We start from the raw sequence: 21,468 nt of genomic DNA, 5'->3' as shown, positions 1-21,468 counted from the left end.
CGACCAACGGAGTCAGCCATGACCACCACCCTGCACTGGGTGCCGGCGGCCGAGTTCGCCCGCGTACGGGAGGGGATCTCCGATCCGTACGACGGCTCGCGTGCTGTGAGCGCACTCAGCCGGATCAACACCCTCTACATGATCATGCGGGCCGGGTCCGGGCACCTGGGCTCCAGTTTCAGTGCCGCCGACATCGTCACGCACCTCCATCTCCACGAGATGCGGCGGCCGTTCGAGGACGACGGTGACGTCTACTTCTCCTCCAAGGGCCATGACGCACCCGGTCTGTACGCGGCGCTCATCGGCCTCGGCGCACTCGACGAGCATCTGGTGCACGGGCTGCGCCGGATCGACGGGCTGCCCGGACACCCCGATGTGCACACCCCGCACATGCCCTTCAACACCGGCTCTCTCGGTATGGGCATCTCCAAGGCCAAGGGCCTGATCCTCGCCGACCGGCTGCACGGCCGGGACCGACGCATCTATGTGCTGACCGGCGACGGCGAGCTCCAGGAGGGCCAGAACTGGGAGGCGCTCGCCGGAGCCGTACGACACGGGATGCGCGAACTCACCGTCGTCGTCGACCACAACAAGATCCAGTCCGACACCTGGGTGGCCGACGTCAGTGATCTCGGCGACCTGGAGGCGAAGTTCCGCTCCTTCGGCTGGGGGACGCTGCGCTGCGACGGCAATGACCCGCTCGAGCTGGAGGCCGTCTTCCGCAAGCGTGCGGAGAGCTTCCCCGACGGGCCGGCGGTGATCATCGCCGATACGGTCAAGGGCGCCGGCTGCGAGACGTTTGCCGCCACCACGTCCCTGCGGGACGGCGAGTGGATGTACCGCTTCCACAGCGGTGCACCCTCCGCCGAGGACCACCGTTCCGCGTACGCCCAACTCAGCGCCACAGCATCCGAGCTGCTGGACCGCCACGGCCTCGGGCCGCTGCGGGTCGAGACCGCGGTCCCCGGTCCCGTCCCGGCCGTCGAGGTGGCCGCGAAGCGGCTGCCGCAGGTGTACGGCGAGGCGTTGGTGGATCTGGCACGCCGGGACGCGCGGGTCGTCGCGCTCGACGCCGACCTGGTCCTCGACACCGGACTCATCCCCTTCTCCGAGGAATTCCCGGACCGCTTCTTCGAATTCGGGATCGCCGAGCAGGACATGGTGTCGGCGGCGGGCGGCCTCGCCGCGGGCGGGCAGCTGCCCTTCGTCCACTCCTTCTCCTGCTTCCTGCACTCGCGTCCCAACGAACAGATCTACAACAACGCGACCGAGGGCCGCAGGGTCGTCTACACCGGCTCCCTCGCCGGTCTGCTCCCGGCCGCACCCGGCCACTCCCACCAGGCGGTACGGGACATCAGCGCCCTCGGCGCCGTACCGGACCTGCTGGTCCTGGAGCCGGCCAACGCGGCCGGGGTCCGGGCCGCGGTCGAGTTCTGCGCCACCGCCGAGGAGAGCGTCTACCTCCGGCTGGTCAGCGCGCCCGTACGCAGCGAGGTGGACGCACTGCCCGCGGCGCCGCTTCGGGCAGGCCACGGCCGGGTGGTACGGGAGGGCGGGCGCACCGTCGCCGTCGGCTCGGGGCCTGTCGTCCTCGCGCAGCTGCTGTACGCGGCCGAACTGCTGACCGCCGACGGCATCGAGCTGACGGTGGTCGAGCTCCCCTGGCTCAACCGGGTCGACCCAGAGTGGCTCGCCGAACTGGCCTCCGGAGCCGACACGTTGACCGTCGTCGAGAACCACTACGCGCAGGGCGGGCAGGCAGACACGCTCGCCCGCGCCCTGCTGGAGCTGGGCCTGGCCGCGACTCCCCGCTTCCACGGGATCGGCCTCACCGAGGTTCCCCGCTGCGGCACCGAGGCGGAGGCACTCGCCGCGCACGGCCTGGACGCCGCGGCGCTCGCCGCCGCACTCCGTAACGACACCCGCTGACACCCGCTGACACCGGCTGACACCCGCTGAGACGCGCCGATCGCCGAAATCCGCGCTGAACAGGAGTACGTACTGATGGAAACCGTCTACAACGACCTCGTACGGCCGCCCCAGGAGATCGTGGACGCCTTCCGCGCGGTCCTGGACGAGTACAGCCCCAGCTGCCTCGTGACCGACGCCCGCCGCCGCGTCGGCGCGATCGGCGGCTTCCAAACCGTGCGCCACGAGCACAAGGTCGTCGGCCCCGCCCTCACCGTGAACCTCTCCATCGACGACCTCGTCGACTGCATGCCGGTGCTCGCCCGCGCCCAGCCCGGCGACATCGTCGTCGTCGCCTGCCACGGCACCCCGCTCACCGCCATGTGGGGCGGGCTGATGTCCACCCTCTCCCTGAAGGCCGGGATCGGCGCGGGCATCGTCGACGGCGCCGTGCGTGACGTCGACGAGATCCGCGACCTGGACTTCCCGCTCTGGTACCGCTCCACCGTTCCGCGGCCCTCGCCGACCGCCGTGCACGACCGCACCGAGCCGGTCCAGGTCAACGTCCCCGTCGTGGTCGGCGGCCAGGTCATCAACCCCGGCGACATCCTTGTCGCGGACGAGAACGGCATCGCCGTCGTCCCGCCCGCGCTCGCCGAGGACGTACTGGAGGGCACCCGCCTCAACATCGGCAAGGAGCGCACCATCCGGGAGAAGATCTCCTCCGGTGCGACCGTGCTGGAGCTGCTCGAAGAGTTCGGTCACCTGTGATGGGTGCCCCCACGCGGCTGTATCTGACCGGGGCGGACGGCATGCTGGGCACCGCCCTGGCCGCCGCCCTGGCCGCCGACCCGGTGACCGGCGGCTGGGACGTGCACGGCGTCTCGGTCAAGGACTTCGACATCGCGGACGCGGCCGCGGTCGGCCGCTCCATCGGGGAGTTCCGTCCCGATGTCGTCGTCCACACCGCCGCGCACGCCGTGGTCGACGACTGCGAGCGGGATCCCGCGCTGGCGCTGCGCGTCAACATCGCGGGCGTGCGCAACGTGGCCGACGCGTGCTGGCGCACCGGCAGCCGGCTGGTCCACATCTCCAGCGACTACGTCTTCGACGGGGCCGCCCCGCCGGACGGCGGCTACCGGGAGACCGACCTGCCCAGCCCGCTGAGTGTGTACGGGCTGACCAAGCTGGCCGGCGAGCGCATCTGCGGCCTGCTGGGCGACCGGGCGCTGTCCGTACGCACCTCCTGGCTGTTCGGCGGGGCGGACGAGCGGGTGGACGTGGTGCTGGCCGCACTGCGGCTGGCCGCCGCCGGTGAGCCGGCCGCCCTGGTCGCGGACCAGTACAGCCTGCCGACGTACACCGGGGACCTGGCCCGGGCGCTGGTGTTCCTGCTCACCCGCCCCGAGCCGGTGGCCGGCACCGTCCATGTCGCCAACGCGGGTACGGCCAGCTGGTACGACGTCGGGCTGGCAATGCGTGAACTGCGCCCCGACATGCCCGAGCCGAAGCCGCTGACCATGGCGGAATGCGGCTTCGTCGGCGGCCGGCCGCGCGACTCGTCGCTGTCCACCGAACGGCTGGCCGCCCTGGGGCTGACCCTGCCGCACTGGCGGGACGCCCTGGAACGGTTCTGCGCCCGGCACTGACCCCGAGTTCGAGCAGATCAGTCCGAGCAGACCAGAGTCCGAGCAGACCAGAGTCCGAGCAGACCAGAGTCCGAGGAGAGGAATACGGTGCAGCGATCCACCTGGCGCACCTGGTCCGGCACGGTCGGCTGCGCTCCCGCGCAGCTCGTCCGCCCCACCGGCGAGGACGAGATCGTCCAGGCGGTACGGGCCGCCGCAGGCAGCGGACTGACCGTGCGGGCGGCCGGTACCGGCCATTCGTTCAACCGCCTGGCGACCACGCCCGGCGTGCTGCTCGACCTCACCTCGTACTCCGGGGTCGTCGCCGTGGACCGCGCGGCCGGGGAGGTCACGGTCCGCGCCGGCACCCCGATCGGCGTCCTCTGCAGGGAACTCGACCGCCAGGGACTGGCGCTGGAGAACATCGGCACTCTCGCCGAGCAGACCGTCGCGGGCGCCCTGTCCACCGGCAACCACGGCACCGGACTGGCCCATCCGCCGCTGTCCGGCCAGGTCACCCGGGTCCGGCTGGTCACCGCCGACGGCGTCGCCCGGGACGTCGGCCCGGGTGACGACCCCGACCTGTGGGGGAGCGTACGGACCGCGCTGGGCACCCTCGGCGTACTCACCACCGTCACACTGCGCTGCGTGCCCGCGTTCAACCTCCGGCTGCGGCTGCACTCCGAGCCGCTGGACGCGCTGCTCGAGCGCTTCACGCAGTGGGCGGGGCAGAGCGAGCACCCCAGCCTCAACTGGCTGCCCTGGACCGACCGGGTGAGCGTGCGTTCCATCGACCGCACCGACGAACCGGCCACCCCCCGGGCCCCGTTGCGCCGTTATGCGTCCACCCTCGACGAGGTGCGCTGCGGGATCACCGGCCAGGCCGGCCGGGTCGGCGGCTCGGGCACGGTGCCCTGGCTCACCAGTCGCGTCGGCGGCCTGTGGCCCGACTCCCCGTACATCGACACCAGCCACCGGGTCTTCACCTTCCCGCAGCCGGTGCGGTTCCTCGCCATGGAGCACGCGCTGCCGCTGGAGCGCACCGCCGACGCGCTGCGTGCCCTGCGGCCCGTGCTGCGCAGGCTGGGCGCGTACTCCCCGTACTCGGTACTGGTACGGGTCAGTGCGGGCGACGACCTGCCGCTCAGCCTCGCGTACGGACGCGACACCGGCTATATCAACGTCACCGTGCCGCGGACCGCGGGCCAGATCGAGATTCTGCGCGCCGCCGAGCATGTGCTGCGCGAGTACGGGGCCCGCCCGCACTGGGGCAAGGCGCACACGGCGACCGCCGAGGTGCTCGCGCCGCGCTATCCGCGCTGGAAGGACTTCCAGCGGATACGGACGCTGCTCGACCCGGCCGGGGTGTTCTCCAACGAGTACGCGGACAAGGTCCTCGGCCCGGTGCCAGCCACCGCACGCGACAGGGCACCCGCAGGGGCGGCCCAGTGACGGCGGCCGCGGCACCCGGCGCCGTACTCCTCGACTTCGACGGCCTGATCTGCGACACCGAGAGCGCGGGACACCGCGCCTGGCGGGAGATCTACGCCGAGTGCGGCCTGGAGTTCCCGGACGGGCTGTGGCGTTCCATGGTGGGCCGCGCCGACGGCGAACGGCTCGCCGCCGGCCATCTCGCGGACCTGATCGGCGGCGGGGACACGCCTGCCCTGGTGGCCCGCAGGAAGCAGCGCAAGCTGGACCTGTGCCGGAGCGAGCCGCTGCGGCCGGGGGTACGCGAGCTGCTCGACGCCGCCCGGGACGGCGGGGTGCCGGCCGTCGTGGTCTCCAGCGCGCCGCATGCCTGGGTGGCTCCGCATCTGGACCGGCTCGGAGTGCGGGACCGCTTCGCGTTCCTGGTGACGGGCGATCTGACGGACCGCCACAAGCCGCACCCGGACCTGTACGAACTGGCGTTGAGCCGCCTCGGCTGCCCGCCCGCCCGGGCCGAGGCATTCGAGGACTCGGCGATCGGGGTACGTGCCGCCCGCGCCGCCGGAGTGCGCTGTGTCGCCGTGCCCAACGCGGTCGGCGATCCGGCGGAACTCGTCCATGCCGACGCCGTACTGCCCTCGCTGAGCGACTACGACCTGAACGACTACGACCCGAGCCACTACGAGCCGAGCCACTACGACGTGACCGGCCTCGACCCGACCCGTTACGACCCGACCCGTTACGACCCGCAGGCGGACGGCGTCCGCACCGAAGGGACACCCGCCGTATGACCACCGCAGCCGCACTGGAGGCCCTGGCCAGCCCGGACGCCTCGAACCCCGAGTGGATCTGGCGCTCCGGCGAGCTCGTGCCCTGGGAGCAGGCCGCAGTCCATGTCAACGCGGTCGGCCATGCCTCGGTCGCCGCCGTCTTCGAAGGCATCAAGGCCTACCTCGCCGCCGACGGGCAGCGGCTGCTGGTCTTCCGGCTCGACGACCATCTGCGCCGGCTCGCCGACTCCGCCCGGCTCTGCCGCCTCTCCCTGCCGTACTCCGCGGCGGAACTGCACCGGGCCGTCGTGGAACTGCTCACCGTCAACGGCTACCGGCAGGACGCCTATCTGCGGCCCTGGGCCTTCCCCGGCGGCATCATCAGGGAGCAGATGGTCCCTGCCGACGCGGTCTGCGAAGTGATCGTCGACTCCTGGCCGTTCCGCAGCGCCCTGGACACCGAGCGCGGCTGCCGCGCCGCCGTCAGCTCCTGGCTGCGGGTCGGCGAGTCCTCGATGCCACCGCGCGCCAAGGCGTTCTCGAACTACCACAACGGCCGGCTCGCGATGATGGAGGCCAGGGAGAACGGCCACGACTGGCCGGTCATGCTCAACGAGCGGCACAAGGTCAGCGAAGGCGCGGGCGCCTGCCTCGCCCTCGTACGCGACGGAGTCGTCGCCACCCCCTCACTCAGCAGCGGCGTCCTGCCGGGCATCACCCGGGACACCGCGCTCGTCCTGCTGCGCGGTCTCGGCCTGCCGGTCGAGGAGCGCGAGGTGGACCGCAGCGAGCTGTATCTCGCCGACGAGATCTTCTTCATGGGGACGGCGTGGGAGATCCTGCCCGTCACCACCATCGACGGGCTGACGGTCTCCGACGGCACGCCCGGCCCGGTGACCCGCAGGCTCTCCCAGGCGTACGGCCGGCTGATGCGCGGCGAGGACGACCGTTTCGCCGAGTGGATCACGGAGGTTCCGCTGTCGTGAAGGCCGTGCTGGTACGGGAGTTCGGCGCGCCCGAGGTGTTGCGCGCCGAGGAGGTGGCAGACCCGCGTCCGGCCGCCGGGGAGCTGCTGGTCGCGGTCGAGGCGGCCGGCGTCAACTTCATCGACGTCTACCGGCGGTCGGGCGCCTACCCCGGTCCACTGCCGTTCATCCCGGGCGCCGAAGCGGCGGGCGTCGTCATCGCACTCGGACCGGAGACGGACGAAGCTGCCTGTCGCCACCGGGTCGGCGACCGGGTCGCGTGGGCCAACCAGCCCGGCGGCTACGCCGAACGCGCAGTGATCCCCGCCCACCGGGCCGTGCCCGTCCCGGACGGCCTCACCTGCCGCTCCGCGGCCGCGGTGCTGCTGCAGGGCATGACCGCCCACTACCTGACGCACGACACCTACCCCGTGCGCCCCGGCGACACCGTGCTCGTGCACGCGGCCGCAGGCGGGATGGGGCTGCTGCTCACCCAGCTGGCACGGCTGCGCGGCGGCCGGGTGATCGGCACCGTCTCCACCGCCGAGAAGGAGAAGGCCGCCCGCGCGGCCGGCGCCTGGCAGGTCCTGCGGCACGGCCAGGACGACATCGCCGCGGCCGTACGGGAGCTGACGGACGGAGAGGGGGTCGCCGCGGTGTACGACGGGGTGGGCGCCCCCACCTTCGACGCGAGTCTGGACTCACTGCGGCCCCGCGGCACCCTGGCGGTCTTCGGCCAGGCCGGCGGCCGGGTGCCGCCGGTGGACCTGCAGCGGCTCAACGCCGCGGGCTCGGTGTTCGTCACACGGCCGAATCTCGACCACCACATTGCCACTGCTGGTGAACTGGCTCACCGGGCCGCCGATGTCTTCGGACTCGTCGCCGGCGGCCGGATCGACCTACACATCGGCGGCAGTTTCCCGCTGGAGCGGGCCGGGGAGGCCCACAGGGCCCTGGAGAGCCGCGCCTCCACCGGGAAGCTGCTCCTCACCACCAGCACCACGAACGGAGACACACCATGAGCGACCAGCCGGCCACCTTCGCCCTCGGCGGCGACCTCCCTGTCCACCGCCTCGGCTTCGGCGCCATGCGGCTCACCGGCGACGGCAACTGGGGCCTGCCCGACGATCCCGAGGGCGCGCTCAAGGTCGCCCGCCGGGCGGTCGAACTGGGTGTCGAGTTCATCGACACCGCCGACGCCTACGGCCCGGCAACCAACGAGATGCAGCTCGCCGAGGCTCTCCACCCCTACCAGGACGGCCTGGTCATCGCCACCAAGGCGGGCCAGAGCCGGCCGTCCCGGCGCGAGTGGAAGCCGCTCGGCCGTCCCGAATACCTGCGCCAGCAGTGCGAGTTGAGCCTGCGGTGGCTGCGTGTGGAGCGCATCGACCTCTTCCAGCTGCACCGGATCGACCCGCAGGTGCCGGCCGCCGACCAGTTCGCCGCCCTCGCCCAGCTCCAGAAGGAGGGCAAGGTCCGCCACCTCGGCCTCTCCGAGGTCACCGTCGAGCAGATCGAGGAGGCAAAGGCCTACTTCGACGTGGTCAGCGTGCAGAACATGTTCAACCTGACCGACCGTTCGCACGAGGCCGTACTCGACTACTGCACCCGGGAGAACATCGCCTTCATCCCGTGGCTGCCCATCGCACGCGGCGAGCACGCCGCCCCCGGCAGCCCGGTTGCCGGTATCGCCCGGGAGCTCGGCGCCACCCCCGCCCAGGTGGCGCTCGCCTGGCTGCTGCGCCGCTCGCCCGTGGTGATCCCGATCCCGGGCACCTCCTCCATCGCCCACCTGGAGGAGAACATGCGCGCCGCCGAGATCGAGCTCACCGACGACCAGTTCGCGCGCCTGTCCCAGCTGACCTGACCGGAAGGCAGAAGACCACCGCCATGAGCATCCTCGTACTCCACAAGAAGAACCTCAGCCGCCGCCGCCATCTGGCCAGGGCCCAGCAGTATGCCCACGAGCACGGTGAGCGTCTGCTGCTGGTGATGAAGGACCCCGAGTGGGAGGCGGAGTACGTCGACCGGGTCGTCATCGCCGACACCAGCAGCATCGACGAGACGCTGGCGGCGGTGAAGGCCCTCGCGGCCGAGGAGAGCGAGGCGTTCTCCGCGGTGGTCACCTTCGCCGAGGCGCCCGTGCCCTCGGCCGCCCGGGTGGCGGCCGAGTTCGGGCTGGTCTCGGTGAGCGAGCAGACCGCGCGGCTGGCCCGCGACAAATGGGTCATGCGCGAGGCGTTCGCGGCCGGCGGCGTACCGCAGCCCCGCTACGGCATCGCGCACTCTCTCGACGAGGCCCGCGAGATCGCCCGCCACACCGGCTTCCCGCTGGTGATGAAGCCAGTGCTGGGCACCGGCAGCATGTTCGTACGCAGCGTCGACAACCAGGACGAGCTCGCCGAGCACTTCGAGTTCTTCCTCAAGGGCGCCTGGGACGGCTTCACCTACGACCCGCTGCACAGCGCCGCGCACCAGGAGTACGAAGGCGGGCTGCTGCTGGAGGAGTTCGTGCCCGGCGCCGAGATATGCGTCGAGTCGCTCGTCCACGACGGCACCACCCGCACCCTCGCCATCCACGACAAGCCGCTGCCCACCGGGCCCACCTTCGAAGAGGTGTACGCCTGCACCCCGACCCGGCTCCCGGAAGCGACAGTGCGGGCGGTCGAGGAGGCCACCGTGGCCGTACACCGCGCGCTGGGCATCACCACCGGCGCCACCCATGTGGAGTTCCGGCTGCGCGGTGACGCCGAACCGGTCGTGCTGGAGGCCGCGGCCCGGATGGGCGGCGGCCCCATCTACCGGTCCGTCCTGCTCTCCACCGGCGTCGACATGGTCGAGGCGGTGCTGGACCTCGCGAGCGGGCGGGCGCCGCGCATCGAGCCCAAGGAGCGGGCCACCCCGGTCGGCTTCTGGAACATCTTCCCCGACAGGGCAGGCACGTTCACCGGTGCCGTCGGTCTCGACGAGGTGAGTGCCGACCCGCGCGTCGACGAAGTGCAGATCTACAAGACGCCGGGCGACCAGCTGCTCGTACCGCCGCAGACCTTCCAGGGCCACGGCCACCTCATCTTCACCGTGGACACCGAGGACGAACTCGACCCGGCCTTCCGGGAGATGACCACCACTCTTCGACTGGAGACCGAATGACCAGCCCCACCAGCACCAGGCGCCGTATCGCCGTCGTCGGCGGGCACTCCCACTCGGTGATGTCGGCGAAGGACCTCGGCCTCGACGTGGTGCTGGTCCATATGCCCGGCATGTACGAGGAGATGCTGCAGGACCACTGCGAGCGCATTGTCCACGCCGACCTGTCCGACGCCGGCGCGCTGCTGGACGTACTGCGCCCGCTGCACGAGGAGCGCCCCTTCGAGCGGGTGCTCACCACCAGCGAGGCCGGGGCCGTCCCCACCGCCGTCGTCGTCGAGGAACTCGGCCTGCCGGGCAACAGCGTGGCCGCGGTACGCGCCCTGTACGACAAGGTGCTCACCCGCGAGGCGCTCGCCCGGGCCGGCGTCAGCCCGGTCCGGTACCAGGTCGTCGAGAGCGCGGAGTCCCTCACCGCGTTCCTGGACACCATCGGCGGCCGGATCGTCGTCAAGCCCGTCGACGGCACCGCCAGCGCCGATGTGCACATCCTGGACGACAAGGAGGCGGCGACGGCTGCCTGGGACGCGCTCAGCGCCGCCGGCTACCCCAGGGCGCTCGCCGAGGAGTTCCTTGACGGCCCGGTCATCAGCGTCGAGGCGTTCTCCTTCGGCGGCCGCCATCTGCCGGTCGCCCTGATGACCTCGGTGCTGGACGAGTACCTGGTGGAAATGGAGCACTCCATCCCCGGGGCGTACGGCGCCGAGTGGACCGGTGAGCTGCACGCACAGACCGTCGCCCTGCTCAACGAGGTCGGCCTCCAGGAAGGCCCCACCCACACCGAGTTCATCCTCACCCCGGACGGCCCGCGCATGCTGGAGTCCCACAGCCGCATGGGCGGCGGCGGCACCCCCTCCATCCTGCGGCGCGCCTACGGACTGGACTTCTCCCGGATGTTCCTGTCCGTCCCGCTCTCCATCGAGGAACTGCCCGAGCACGCGCCCCGGGCGGTGGGCGCCGGCCACATCCGCTTCTTCGCGCCCGAGCCCGGCGTGATCACCGGCTTCGACGGAATCGAGCGGCTGACGGAGTCCGGCATCGAGGTGCGGCAGGCGCCGGTCGGTACGAAGCTGCCCGGAGTGCCGGGGCTGGTGGAGCTCTCCGGCGCCGACACAGGGGTCCTGCTGCAGATGAACGTGGGCGACACCGTGCCCGCGATCCGGGCCGGCTGGGACCGGGCCATGGGATACGTCATCGCCACCGGCAAGGACACGCCGGACGCCGCGCGCCGCTGCGCCGAGGTCGACGAGATCCTCCGCTTCCACACCGCCCCGGCCGCGGACGGAGCGCGGGACGCCTGATGACGACACCGAGGAAGACCGGCAGCGACGACGCGGCGACCGCCGACAGCACGGACGCGGCGACCGCCGACAGCGCGGACGCGGAAGCCCCCGACAGCACGGAGACCGTCCCGCTCCTGCGCGACCACGACTTCCGGATGCTGTTCGCGGCGGCCGTGGTCAGCAAGGTCGGCACGCACATCGGCTACATCGCCCTGCCCCTCGTGGCCATCGAGGCACTCGACGCGTCACCGGGTCAGGTCGGCCTGCTGGGCATGCTGTCCACCGTCGCCTTCCTCCTCATCGGGCTGCCGGCCGGGGCCTGGGTGGACCGGATGCGCTACCGCCGGGTCATGATCGTCACCGACCTGGCGCGTACCGCGCTGCTCGCCTCCGTGCCCGCCGCCGCCTGGCTGGACCTGCTCACCATCGAGCAGCTCTACGCGGTGGTGCTGCTGTCCGGCTGCGCCACCGTCTTCTTCGACGTCGGGGCCCAGAGCTATCTCCCCCACCTCGTCGGCCGGGACCGGCTGGTCCAGGCGAACGCGCAGCTGGGCGCCTGGGACGCGGCACTCCAGGTGGGCGGCAGGGGCGGCGGCGGCTTCCTGGTGGGGGCCCTCACCGCGCCGGTCGCGGTGCTCGCCAACGCGTTCGGCTTCCTGTGGTCCGCGCTCTGCCTGACCCGGATCCGCAAGCGGCAGGACAAGCCGTCCCACGTACGGAAGAACCTCGCCTCGGAGATCGGGGAAGGTGTCCGGTTCGTCTTCGGCCATGTCGTACTGCGGCCGGTCGCACTGGCCGGGGCCTGCACCAATCTCTCCGTCTTCGCCATCACCACGATGATCCCGGTGCTGTTCCGCGACGAACTGGGCCTCTCGGTGTGGACCGTCGGCCTCTTTCTCTCCGTCGGCGGCGTCGGCGTCTTCCTGGGCGCGCTCGCGGCCCGCCGGGTGGGAGAGCGCCTCGGCGCCGGCCGGGCGCCCTGGATCCTCGGTCTTTCCACCGCCCCCTTCGCGCTGGCCGTACCGCTGGTGGTGGACCGTGGCGCGTGGCTCTGGCTCACGGCCGGCTGCTGGCTGCTGGTCACGATCCGCATGGGCGTCGACAACGTGCTGATGGTCAGCTTCCGCCAGCGCGTCACCCCGGACGCACTGCTGGGCCGGATGAACGCCACCATGCGCTTCCTGTTCACCGGGGCGCTGGCGATCGGCGCGGCGCTCGCCGCGCTCATCGGCGAGTACGTCTCCGTACGTGCCGCCCTGGGGACCGGGGCCGTGGGCCTGGCCGTTGCCTGGCTGCCGGTGTTCCTCTCCCCGCTGCGCACGATGCGCGAACTGCCCTCCGAATAGACCGCACCGCACCGCACGGCACCGCACCGCACGGCACCGCACAAACCGCACTCCACCCAGACCGCCCAAGCCCGAAGGGGGGACGTGTCATGTCCGAGCGCGTCACCGAGACCTACAACCAGCAGTGCCTGAACGGGAAGACCGGGCTGCTCCACGCGATGGCCCGCGCCGAGTTCCCGCCGCTGTTCCACGAGTCCTGCGGCCACCGGCTGCTGCCCCGGCCGTTCTTCATCGACGAGCCGCAGATGCGCGGCTTCGCCGCCGACATACGGTCGGTCTTCGACCTCCTCACCCAGCTGCCCGACCGCCTCTTCGGCGGCGACCTCGACGCGTACTGCAAGGCGCTTGGAATACCGGAGCGGCAGGCCGCCCTGATGTGCCGCTTCGCGGGCGGCGAGCCCGTCCCGTACGGCCGCGCCGACATCTACCACGACGGCACCTCCTTCAAGCTGCTGGAGTTCAACGTCGGCAGCGAGCTCGGCGGAGCCGACCGGGCAGAGATCCAGCGGGCCCTCCTCGACGTCCCGGACTTCCGGGACTTCGCCGAGGAACAGCGGCTGACCTACGTACACACCGGCGAGCGGATCGCCGCCGCCCTGCGCACCGCCGCAGCCCCGCTGACCGGCGGGGCGGACCCCGTCGTCGCGCTCGTCGAAGGGGACGGCGGCCTCGCCCCGTACCTGCATCTGGTCCGCTCCTTCCAGGAGATGATGCAGCGCCTGGGGATCGACCTGCGGGTCGGCGAGGTCAGCCAGATCCGTGAGCAGGACGGCCGACTGCTGCTCGACGGCACCCCCGTCGATGTGGTGCTGCGCTACTTCTCCGCGGCCCAGACCGTCCGGACCCCCGGCGGCGAGGAGGCGATCGAGCCGATCCTGCGCGCCCACGAGGAGGGCCGGGTGGTGCTGTTCACCACCTTCCAGAGCTCTCTGTACGCCAACAAGGGCTGCCTCGCGCTGCTGTCCGACGAACGCGGCCGGGAGGCGTTCACCGCCGCGGAGCAGGACCTGGTCGACCGGGTGCTGCCCTGGACCCGGGAGCTGACCCCCACGCTGGTCGAGCACTGCCGCGAGCACCGGGAGCAGCTGATCGTCAAACCCCGTGCGGACTTCGCCGGCTCCGGCATTCATGTCGGCTGGGAGCTCACCGACCTCGAATGGCGCCAGGTGCTCGACGAGACCGCGGGCCGCGGCTTCATCGCCCAGGAGCGGGTGGTGCCGCGGCGCGAGCCCGTGGTCTCCCCCGAGACCGGCCGCACCGAGGACTGGATGGCCGCCTGGGACGTGTTTCTGACTCCCGACGGATACGCGGGCTCACACATCCGCGCCCTGCCGTACGGAGAGGGAGCCGTGGTGGGGATGGGAGCCAACCCCGCCTGCCGGACCAGCGGCCCGTTCCTCGTGCCGGCGTGATCCCGTTCGTCCTCGGCCGCCTGCGCGTCCCGCGTGCCCTTGCGTACCGCCGGGTCCATACATCACCCATGCCGCCACGCAACTCCGGACGCGGCCGGCTCCGGTCACCGCCGGGCTCGGCTCAACCGCACCTTGCCATTTCATAGGGCCGTCATTGGACCGTCCGAGTGGTGTTCATCCGAAGAACTGCACAGCGGTGGCGTCGCTCCCTCACTTCTCGAGATGCGTACACATCATGAGAAAGGTATGTAGATCGCTCAACCCGAAAGTGAGGGGTCATGGCCGCCTTCAAGGTCAAGAATCTGTGGACCGCATTCATTGCCGCGTTCTTTGCGCTGCTTGCCTCGATGGGGCTGACCACCGCGGCCACCGCCGCGCAGCGGGCCGCCCTGCAGACGCCGGACCAGCCGGCCCTGCCGAGCCTGCCGAAGCAGGTGCGCGCGCAAGCCCTTCGGGCGACATTGCCGGCGCCGAATACGCGATGGAGCCCCACGGCACGCGACAGGTCGCTGCCGCCCACGATCAAGCAGCGTATTCGCGCCGAAGCCCATGGCTCCTCGCCCGCCACACGGCATCTGCAAGCGATCGACGCCGACAGTGCCTACGGCTCACTGAACTTCGCCCCCGCACCACGGTCCGCATCCGCCCCCGCACCACGGTGCGCATCCGCCCCCGCATCCGGGTCCGTCCCCGCCCCCGTCGCGGAACCGGCGCTCGCCGCGGCATGAGGCGCCGGGAGCACTCACGTCTCCCGGCGCCACAGATCACAAGGGCGCTACCCGGTCAGCGGCGATCGTCGGGATCCGAACCCTCCGCCTCATCCTGCTTCGCCTGCACCTCAGGGTCGAGATCATCCTGCCCACTGCCGTCGACGGACGCCAGCGGGGCGCGGTCGGAGACCTCCGTGGCAGCGGGCGGTTCCACCAGCCAATCGGGATTGGCCTGCTTGTCCCACCACTTCCAAGCGGCGAAAGCTCCACCGACCACCGCGCCGATGATGGCGACACCCTTGGCGAGGCGTCCGGCCTTGGACCGCCGTTCGTGCTTCCTCACCAGTTTCTGAATCTCCTTGGCCGTCACCTGTCCGCGCAGTGCGGCCAGCGCGGCAGCCGAGCGGGCCGCAGCCTCTTCTCGTACCGGCTGAGCGACCGCCACCGCGTGCTCGACACGCGGAACGGTGTAGTCCGCCGCCTGACGAGCAGCCTTCCGGGCCCTGGTCGCGGCTCGGTGCGCGGCCTTGTCCACTTTCGGTGGGACATGCGGCGCGACACGTACGTAGTACTGAACACGGGCCTGATCAGCGGCCTTCGAGACTTTGGGCGCAAGCCGCGCGCCGGCCTCGTGCGCATAATGCGCGGCGTGCTCCTTGGCCGTCCCGGCGTAGGGCGCCACCACTTCCGCGGCGTGCTGCACGCTCTCCTTCGCCGTACCGGTCGCGGCGCGCACGCTGTCCATGCGGGTCACGGGATCCTCCTCATCGGTGGCGTTCTGGGGTCTGGGGTTTATCCCCAGTTCGGCACAGTTTCGCCTTTCCACCCGTTTGAAAATCATGCCTGTTGAGTGCCGCCCCGGCATGTGGGGCGGGCATCCGGGTCATGTCGGGAGCTTGTGGACGACAATGCCACGGTTCGCCTCACAACGCGCCGCTCCGGCGGCGACTCGGCGGCTTTTATCCGTAGGCGTCTCTCGCGTGCGAGGATCGTTGGACGTCAGAGAAGACTTACGGAAGGCAGATCGTGGCCGAGCAGCTGTACGCCACCTTGAAGACCAACCAAGGCGACATCGAGATCCGGCTTCTGCCGAACCACGCGCCCAAGACGGTCAAGAACTTTGTCGAACTCGCCCAGGGCGAGCGTGAGTGGACCCACCCGGCGACCGGCAAGAAGTCCACGGACAAGCTGTACGACGGTACGGTCTTCCACCGCGTGATCAGCGGCTTCATGATCCAGGGCGGTGACCCGCTGGGCAACGGCACCGGCGGCCCCGGCTACGAGTTCCAGGACGAGTTCCACCCCGACCTCGCCTTCGACAAGCCGTACCTGCTCGCCATGGCCAACGCCGGCCCGGCCACCAACGGCTCGCAGTTCTTCATCACCGTGTCGCCCACCGCCTGGCTGACCCGCAAGCACACCATCTTCGGTGAGGTCAGCAACGACGCGGGCAAGAAGGTCGTGGACGCCATCGTCGGCGCCCAGACCAACCCGCGCACCGACCGCCCGCTCAACGACGTCGTGATCGAGTCGGTCGTCGTCGAGACCCGCCAGGGCTGATCACCGGGGCTTGGTCCCCGGGTGCGGTCCCAGGCGGCGTCCCGGGCTCGGTTCTGCGCTGATCCTGTGTGTGAACCCGTGCCTGGCCCCCGGGGGGAACCAATTCGCCCCGTCCGTCCGTAAGGATGGACGGGGCGGTGTGTTGAGCTAGGGAGATTGAGGGGACCTCATGGACCAGGCGCCAGGCAGTCCACAGGAGCCACAGGAGCCGCAGGCCGAACACGGCCTGCCGAGCTGCTACCGGCATCCGGGCCGCGAGACCGGCATCCGCTGCGCCCGCTGCGAGCGGCCGATCTGCACGGACTGCATGGTCAGCGCCTCGGTCGGATTCCAGTGTCCCGAATGCGTCCGTACCGGATCCGGTACGGGACACGGCCCGACGGCCAACCAGCCGCGCACGCTCGCCGGCGGTGCGGTGGCGGCCCACCCCCACCTCGTCACCAAGATCCTGCTGGTCATCAATATCGCGGTGTTCATCGCCGCGGCGGCCAGCGACCGCGTGGTCAACGAACTGGCTCTGATCGCACAGTGGCCGCCGGCGCCGTTCGTCCCGGTGGACGGTGTCGCCGAGGGCCAGTGGTACCGGCTCTTCACCTCGATGTTCCTGCACCAGCAGGTGTGGCACATCGCCTTCAACATGCTGGGCCTGTGGTGGCTCGGCGGCCCTCTGGAGCAGGCGCTGGGCCGCGTCCGCTATCTCGCGCTCTACCTGCTCTCCGGACTGGCCGGCAGCGCCTTCACGTATCTGATCGCGTCCCCTAACCAGGCCTCGCTGGGCGCCTCCGGCGCCATCTTCGGGCTGCTGGGCGCCACCGCAGTACTGATGCGCCGCCTCAACTACGACATGCGGCCGGTCATCGCGCTGCTCGCGCTGAACCTGCTCTTCACCTTCACCTGGTCGGGCATCGCCTGGGAGGCGCACGTCGGCGGCCTGATCGCGGGCATCGCCATCGCTTTCGGCCTGGTGCACGCCCCCCGCGAGCGCCGGAACCTGGTGCAGTTCGGGACCTGTGCCGCGGTCTTCCTGGCCATCGCCGTGACCGTGCTGGTCAGGACCGCTTCGCTCACCTGAGCGAGACCTTTCCCCAAGGTTGTCCACAGCGTGTGTCGGATCTTGTGCATGCTGTGGGGAACAAGCGTGCCCCTTGTCGCTGAGCTGGGCTTTTCCCAGCAGGGACAAGGGGCGGGTCGCTTCACCAACATGGCCGATGCAGTCACACCGGCGTCAATGCTGTGAGAGTTATCCACAGATCGTCTGACCTTTTCCCCCGCTTGTGGATAACGCTGGGGATAACCTCAGGGCAGGGCTTGACGGGCGGGCTGCGGAACAGCTACTTCCACTGGGTCGAGACGCCGAAGCCGGCGGCGATGAAACCGAAGCCGGCGACGATGTTCCAGTTGCCGAAGCTCTTGATCGGCAGATCGCCCTCGGTCACATAGAAGAGAACGATCCATGCGAGCCCGATGAGGAACATCGCGAGCATCACTGGTGCGACCCAGCTGCGACTCGTCAACTTGATGTTTGTCGCCTGCTTCGATGCCGGCGGCGGCGTGAAGTCGGCCTTCTTGCGGATACGTGACTTCGGCACGAGGGACTCTCCTGTCGATGCGCTGCGTGACCGCGCAGGGAACTGTGGCTGGCGCCGGGGCTGGAGCGAGGGGGACCACTGCCGCCCCCGGGCGTCCGTTAGCGTAGTGCTTCCGCGGGGCCTGAGGAGATAAGGGTACGTTGAGCAATTCTGCCGACTCCCCCCAAGGGCCGGTTCACCGCTTCGACGGAGAGGAAGAGGGGCGAAGTCCGATGAGGGGTGGTGGCTGGGTGACAGGCGGGACGGTCCGGCTGTTGACGGCTGCCGTATTCGCTCTTGCCGGGCTGATCTTCGTCACCAGCTTCAACACCGCCAAGGGCACCAATATCCGTACGGACGCCTCGCTGCTGAAGCTCTCCGACCTGATCCAGCAGCGCAGCACCAAGAACGGTGCCCTCGACGAGTCCACGGCGGCGGTACGCGCCGACGTCGACGCCCTGGCCCGGCGCGACGACGGCTCCACCAAGGCCGAGGATGTGAAGCTGAACGCCCTGGAGCAGGCCGCGGGCACCAAGAAGCTCAGCGGTCCGGCCGTCACCGTCACCCTCAACGACGCCCCGCCGAACGCACAGGCGGCCCCCGGCTACCCCGAGCCGCAGGCCAATGACCTGGTCATCCACCAGCAGGACCTGCAGGCCGTCGTCAACGCACTGTGGAAGGGCGGCGCCGAGGGCATCCAGGTCATGGACCAGCGGCTGATCTCCACCAGCGCCGTGCGGTGCGTGGGAAACACGCTGATCCTCCAGGGCCGCGTCTACTCCCCGCCGTACAAGATCACCGCTGTCGGTGACCAGAGCGCCCTCAAGAAGGCGCTCACCGCATCCCCGGCGATCCAGAACTACCAGCTGTATGTGAAGGCGTACGGCCTCGGCTGGAAAGTCGGCGAGCACGAGGCGGTGACTCTCCCCGGCTACTCGGGCACAGTGGATCTCCACTACGCGAAGCCCGTTGGGTAGTGCTGGGCAGAGCGGGGCAGGGGCTGGGCTGGGCTGGGCAGTGCTTGGGGGAGCCGGTGTCGGTGCGTCTGATCGTCAGGACCGTCAGCGAACTCTGCATCACCGTCGGCACCTTGATCGTGCTCTTTGTGGTGTACGTGCTGTTCTGGACCGGTATCAAGGCCGGTAGCGCCACGGACGGCCAGATCGATCAGCTCCAGGACACGTGGTCGCAGGGTCCGGTCGCGGCCCCCGGGCCCGGTCGCACCGCGACTCCCGTCCCGAAGGCGTACGAGGACGGAAAGCCCTTCGCGGTCATGTACATCCCCCGCTTCGGCAGGAGCTGGGACTGGCCGGTTCTGCAGGGCACCGAGGCGCGCACCCTCCACAAGGGCCTCGGCCACTACATCTCCACCGCCGCGCTCGGCGGCAGCGGCAACTTCTCGGTCGCCGGCCACCGCCGCACGTACGGCGATCCGTTCAAGGACTTCCCGAAGCTGGGGCCCGGGGACGCGGTCGTGCTGACGGACGGTACGACCTGGTTCACGTACCGCATCGACAAGAAGCCGTACCGGACCGTGCCGAGCGATGTCGGCGTCCTCGCCCCCGTCCCGAGCAAGTCCGGATTCGACGGCCCGGGCCGCTATCTGACGCTGACCACATGCGATCCGGAATGGGGCAGCAGCCACCGGCTGATCGCCTGGGCGCATCTGGACGCCACCCAGCCTGTGACCGACGGCAAACCGGAAGCTTTGCACAGCTGACCCATGTGCCCCTGCCGCCCTTTAGTCTGGTGCGGTACCGAACGGAAAGGGACAGCATGTACGGCTGGATCTGGCGGCATCTGCCGGGCAACGCATGGGTGCGGGTTTTCATCTCGCTCGTGCTCGCTCTGGCGGTCGTCTACGTGTTGTTCCAGTACGTCTTCCCGTGGGCGGAGCCGCTGCTTCCGTTCAATGATGTGACGGTCGACGGAGCGGGGGCGGCCCGATGAGCGCACGCATCCTCGTCGTCGACAACTACGACAGCTTCGTCTTCAACCTCGTCCAGTACCTGTACCAGCTCGGCGCCGAGTGCGAGGTCCGCCGCAACGACGAGGTCGAACTCGCGCACGCGCAGGACGGTTTCGACGGCGTACTGCTGTCCCCCGGTCCCGGAGCGCCCGAGCAGGCCGGTGTGTGCATCGACATGGTGCGGCACTGCGCGGACACCGGCGTTCCGGTCTTCGGCGTCTGTCTGGGGATGCAGTCGATGGCGGTGGCGTACGGCGGTGTGGTGGACCGCGCGCCCGAGCTGCTGCACGGCAAGACCTCGCTGGTCACGCACGAGGGCAAGGGCGTATTCGCCGGGCTGCCTTCGCCCTTCACCGCGACCCGCTACCACTCGCTGGCGGCCGAGCCGGCGGATCTGCCGGACGAGCTGGAGGTCACGGCGCGGACGGCGGACGGCATCATCATGGGGCTGCGCCACCGTGAACTGGCCGTCGAGGGCGTGCAGTTCCACCCCGAGTCGGTCCTCACGGAGCACGGCCATCTGATGCTCGCCAACTGGCTGGAGCAGTGCGGCGACACCGGGGCGGTCGGCCGTTCGGCGGGGCTCGCACCGGTGGTGGGCAAGGCCTTGGCGTGAGTCCCGTGGGCCCTGAGGACGAGTACGACCCGCTGACGGGCCCGCTGCCGCCGAGGGGGCACGGCTCGCCGTGGTTCCAGGCCCCGAGCGTTCCGGAGGCGGAGGAGCCGCAGCCGCAGCCTCAGGAGTGGTCCGGGTACGGCCAGTACGCCGTGGACGATCCTGAGGGCTATCAGCGGGACTGGTACGTACAGCCGGAGCCGGTTCCCGAGCCGCAACCCATGTCCGCGCCCGCGCCGATACCGGTGTCCGAGCCGATACCCGTACCGGACGACGAGACCGTCGCGCTGCGTACGTCGGACACGCGTCGCGCCGCGGAGACCCCTGCAGGTCCGGGGCGGGCCGAGCGTCGCAAGGCGGCCAAGGGCGGCCGGGGCCGTAGGCGTGCTCAGCCCGCTGCCGCCGCCTCGGCCGGGGCCGACGCCGGGCCCGCCAAGCCTCTTTCGCGCGTCGAGGCCCGCCGTGCTGCGCGTGCGCTCAAGGACAGCCCCGCCGTCATCGCCAGCCGCGCCATCGGGGAGCTCTTCATCTCCTTCGGCGTGCTGATGCTGCTGTTCGTCACGTACCAGCTCTGGTGGACGAACATACGCGCAGGTCAGGAGGCCGGCCAGGAGGCGAACAAGATCCAGGACGACTGGGCGAAGGGCCGCAAGCCCGGTGCGTTCGAGCCCGGGCAGGGTTTCGCCCTCATGTATATCCCCAAGCTGGACGTGGTCGTCCCGATCGCCGAAGGCATCAGCAAGCACAACGTCCTTGACCGCGGCATGGTCGGCCACTACGGCGAGGGCAAGCTCAAGACCGCGATGCCCGCGGACAAGTCGGGCAACTTCGCGGTTGCGGGCCATCGCAACACCCATGGCGAACCGTTCCGTTACATCAATCGTCTCAATCCGGGGGACGTGGTCGTCGTTGAGACTCAGGACGCGTACTACACGTACAAGACGGTGCGTACCCTCCCTCAGACCTCGCCGTCGAACGTGGGAGTGATCGGTCCGGTGCCGCCCGGCTCCGGATTCACCGAGCCGGGCCGGTACATCACGCTGACGACGTGTACGCCGGAATTTACGAGTACGTATCGAATGATCGTGTGGGGCAAGATGGTCGAGGAACGGCCGCGCAGCAAGGGCAAACCCGACGCGCTTGTCGGCTGAACGC

General features: G+C 70.4%; 22 protein-coding genes. 20 read left to right on the top strand and 2 right to left on the bottom strand.

Annotated elements, in window-relative coordinates:
• Positions 1-18 precede the first annotated feature (18 nt).
• From ACFYXH_RS14810 to ACFYXH_RS14750, 13 genes are all read left to right on the top strand, one after another.
• Positions 19-1,929 (top strand): transketolase C-terminal domain-containing protein, encoded by a 1,911-nt coding sequence (locus tag ACFYXH_RS14810; protein ID WP_389562622.1) that lies wholly within the window; start codon positions 19-21, stop codon positions 1,927-1,929.
• Between the two features lie 75 nt (positions 1,930-2,004).
• On the top strand, positions 2,005-2,679 hold the full coding sequence (locus tag ACFYXH_RS14805) for an RraA family protein (RefSeq protein WP_389562621.1): 675 nt from the start codon (positions 2,005-2,007) through the stop codon (positions 2,677-2,679).
• Positions 2,679-3,557, top strand: a complete 879-nt coding sequence (rfbD, locus tag ACFYXH_RS14800; protein WP_389562620.1) for a dTDP-4-dehydrorhamnose reductase — start codon at positions 2,679-2,681, stop codon at positions 3,555-3,557. The genes ACFYXH_RS14805 and rfbD overlap by 1 nt, the downstream gene beginning before the upstream one ends.
• A gap of 87 nt (positions 3,558-3,644) precedes the next feature.
• Positions 3,645-4,988 carry a D-arabinono-1,4-lactone oxidase gene (locus ACFYXH_RS14795; protein ID WP_389562619.1) on the top strand — a complete coding sequence of 448 codons (1,344 nt, stop codon included), beginning with the start codon at positions 3,645-3,647 and terminating at the stop codon, positions 4,986-4,988.
• On the top strand, positions 4,985-5,758 hold the full coding sequence (locus tag ACFYXH_RS14790; protein ID WP_389562617.1) for an HAD family hydrolase: 774 nt from the start codon (positions 4,985-4,987) through the stop codon (positions 5,756-5,758). Before ACFYXH_RS14795 ends, ACFYXH_RS14790 begins: the two co-directional genes overlap by 4 nt.
• Entirely contained in the window at positions 5,755-6,723 is a 969-nt protein-coding gene (locus tag ACFYXH_RS14785; protein ID WP_362677401.1) for a branched-chain amino acid transaminase, read from the top strand. Before ACFYXH_RS14790 ends, ACFYXH_RS14785 begins: the two co-directional genes overlap by 4 nt.
• On the top strand, positions 6,720-7,724 hold the full coding sequence (locus ACFYXH_RS14780; RefSeq protein WP_389562615.1) for a quinone oxidoreductase family protein: 1,005 nt from the start codon (positions 6,720-6,722) through the stop codon (positions 7,722-7,724). The genes ACFYXH_RS14785 and ACFYXH_RS14780 overlap by 4 nt, the downstream gene beginning before the upstream one ends.
• Entirely contained in the window at positions 7,721-8,569 is an 849-nt protein-coding gene (locus ACFYXH_RS14775) for an aldo/keto reductase (RefSeq protein ID WP_385304635.1), read from the top strand. Before ACFYXH_RS14780 ends, ACFYXH_RS14775 begins: the two co-directional genes overlap by 4 nt.
• A 23-nt stretch (positions 8,570-8,592) precedes the next feature.
• The gene (locus tag ACFYXH_RS14770; protein WP_389562613.1) at positions 8,593-9,852 is read left to right on the top strand and encodes an ATP-grasp domain-containing protein; all 1,260 of its coding nucleotides are present in this window, start codon (positions 8,593-8,595) and stop codon (positions 9,850-9,852) included.
• Positions 9,849-11,150 (top strand): ATP-grasp domain-containing protein, encoded by a 1,302-nt coding sequence (locus tag ACFYXH_RS14765; RefSeq protein ID WP_389562611.1) that lies wholly within the window; start codon positions 9,849-9,851, stop codon positions 11,148-11,150. Before ACFYXH_RS14770 ends, ACFYXH_RS14765 begins: the two co-directional genes overlap by 4 nt.
• Positions 11,150-12,478, top strand: coding sequence for an MFS transporter (locus ACFYXH_RS14760; protein ID WP_389562609.1), 1,329 nt, complete (start codon positions 11,150-11,152; stop codon positions 12,476-12,478). The genes ACFYXH_RS14765 and ACFYXH_RS14760 overlap by 1 nt, the downstream gene beginning before the upstream one ends.
• 89 nt (positions 12,479-12,567) lie before the next feature.
• Entirely contained in the window at positions 12,568-13,890 is a 1,323-nt protein-coding gene (locus ACFYXH_RS14755; protein ID WP_389562607.1) for a hypothetical protein, read from the top strand.
• A 278-nt stretch (positions 13,891-14,168) separates the two neighbouring features.
• Positions 14,169-14,618 (top strand): DUF6344 domain-containing protein, encoded by a 450-nt coding sequence (locus ACFYXH_RS14750; RefSeq protein ID WP_389562605.1) that lies wholly within the window; start codon positions 14,169-14,171, stop codon positions 14,616-14,618.
• Between the two features lie 55 nt (positions 14,619-14,673).
• Here the strand turns inward: ACFYXH_RS14750 and ACFYXH_RS14745 are convergent, their stop codons facing one another.
• Complete coding sequence (locus ACFYXH_RS14745; protein ID WP_389562604.1) at positions 14,674-15,354, bottom strand: DUF5324 family protein; 681 nt, start codon at positions 15,352-15,354, stop codon at positions 14,674-14,676.
• Positions 15,355-15,626: 272 nt separating this feature from the next.
• Between ACFYXH_RS14745 and ACFYXH_RS14740 the strand changes: the two genes are divergently transcribed.
• Together ACFYXH_RS14740 and ACFYXH_RS14735 are read left to right on the top strand one after the other, a co-directional pair.
• A complete protein-coding gene (locus ACFYXH_RS14740) occupies positions 15,627-16,160 on the top strand; it encodes a peptidylprolyl isomerase (protein ID WP_389562602.1) in 534 nt (177 codons plus the stop codon).
• 169 nt (positions 16,161-16,329) lie between these two features.
• Positions 16,330-17,232 (top strand): rhomboid family intramembrane serine protease, encoded by a 903-nt coding sequence (locus ACFYXH_RS14735; RefSeq protein WP_389562601.1) that lies wholly within the window; start codon positions 16,330-16,332, stop codon positions 17,230-17,232.
• A 259-nt stretch (positions 17,233-17,491) separates the two neighbouring features.
• On the opposite strand, the gene crgA is transcribed toward ACFYXH_RS14735, so the two are convergent.
• Positions 17,492-17,749 carry a cell division protein CrgA gene (gene crgA / locus ACFYXH_RS14730; protein WP_327324811.1) on the bottom strand — a complete coding sequence of 86 codons (258 nt, stop codon included), beginning with the start codon at positions 17,747-17,749 and terminating at the stop codon, positions 17,492-17,494.
• A 140-nt stretch (positions 17,750-17,889) separates the two neighbouring features.
• Between crgA and ACFYXH_RS14725 the strand changes: the two genes are divergently transcribed.
• The 5 genes from ACFYXH_RS14725 to ACFYXH_RS14705 are packed head-to-tail and all read left to right on the top strand — an operon-like array spanning position 17,890 to position 21,464.
• Positions 17,890-18,705 (top strand): DUF881 domain-containing protein, encoded by an 816-nt coding sequence (locus ACFYXH_RS14725; RefSeq protein WP_389562600.1) that lies wholly within the window; start codon positions 17,890-17,892, stop codon positions 18,703-18,705.
• 56 nt (positions 18,706-18,761) lie between these two features.
• Entirely contained in the window at positions 18,762-19,448 is a 687-nt protein-coding gene (locus ACFYXH_RS14720; protein WP_389562599.1) for a class E sortase, read from the top strand.
• A 56-nt stretch (positions 19,449-19,504) separates the two neighbouring features.
• Positions 19,505-19,678: a hypothetical protein gene (locus tag ACFYXH_RS14715; RefSeq protein WP_389562598.1), complete on the top strand. Its 174-nt coding sequence runs from the start codon at positions 19,505-19,507 to the stop codon at positions 19,676-19,678.
• Positions 19,675-20,313, top strand: a complete 639-nt coding sequence (locus tag ACFYXH_RS14710; protein ID WP_327324815.1) for an aminodeoxychorismate/anthranilate synthase component II — start codon at positions 19,675-19,677, stop codon at positions 20,311-20,313. The genes ACFYXH_RS14715 and ACFYXH_RS14710 overlap by 4 nt, the downstream gene beginning before the upstream one ends.
• Entirely contained in the window at positions 20,310-21,464 is a 1,155-nt protein-coding gene (locus ACFYXH_RS14705; protein WP_389562597.1) for a class E sortase, read from the top strand. Before ACFYXH_RS14710 ends, ACFYXH_RS14705 begins: the two co-directional genes overlap by 4 nt.
• Positions 21,465-21,468: the final 4 nt, after the last annotated feature.

Origin of the sequence: Streptomyces sp. NPDC002730, assembly GCF_042888805.1 — a bacterium.
Classification (GTDB): Bacteria; Actinomycetota; Actinomycetes; order Streptomycetales; family Streptomycetaceae; genus Streptomyces.
Note: the sequence above shows the minus strand (reverse complement) of the source record. Positions and strands in the feature narration are given on the sequence as shown.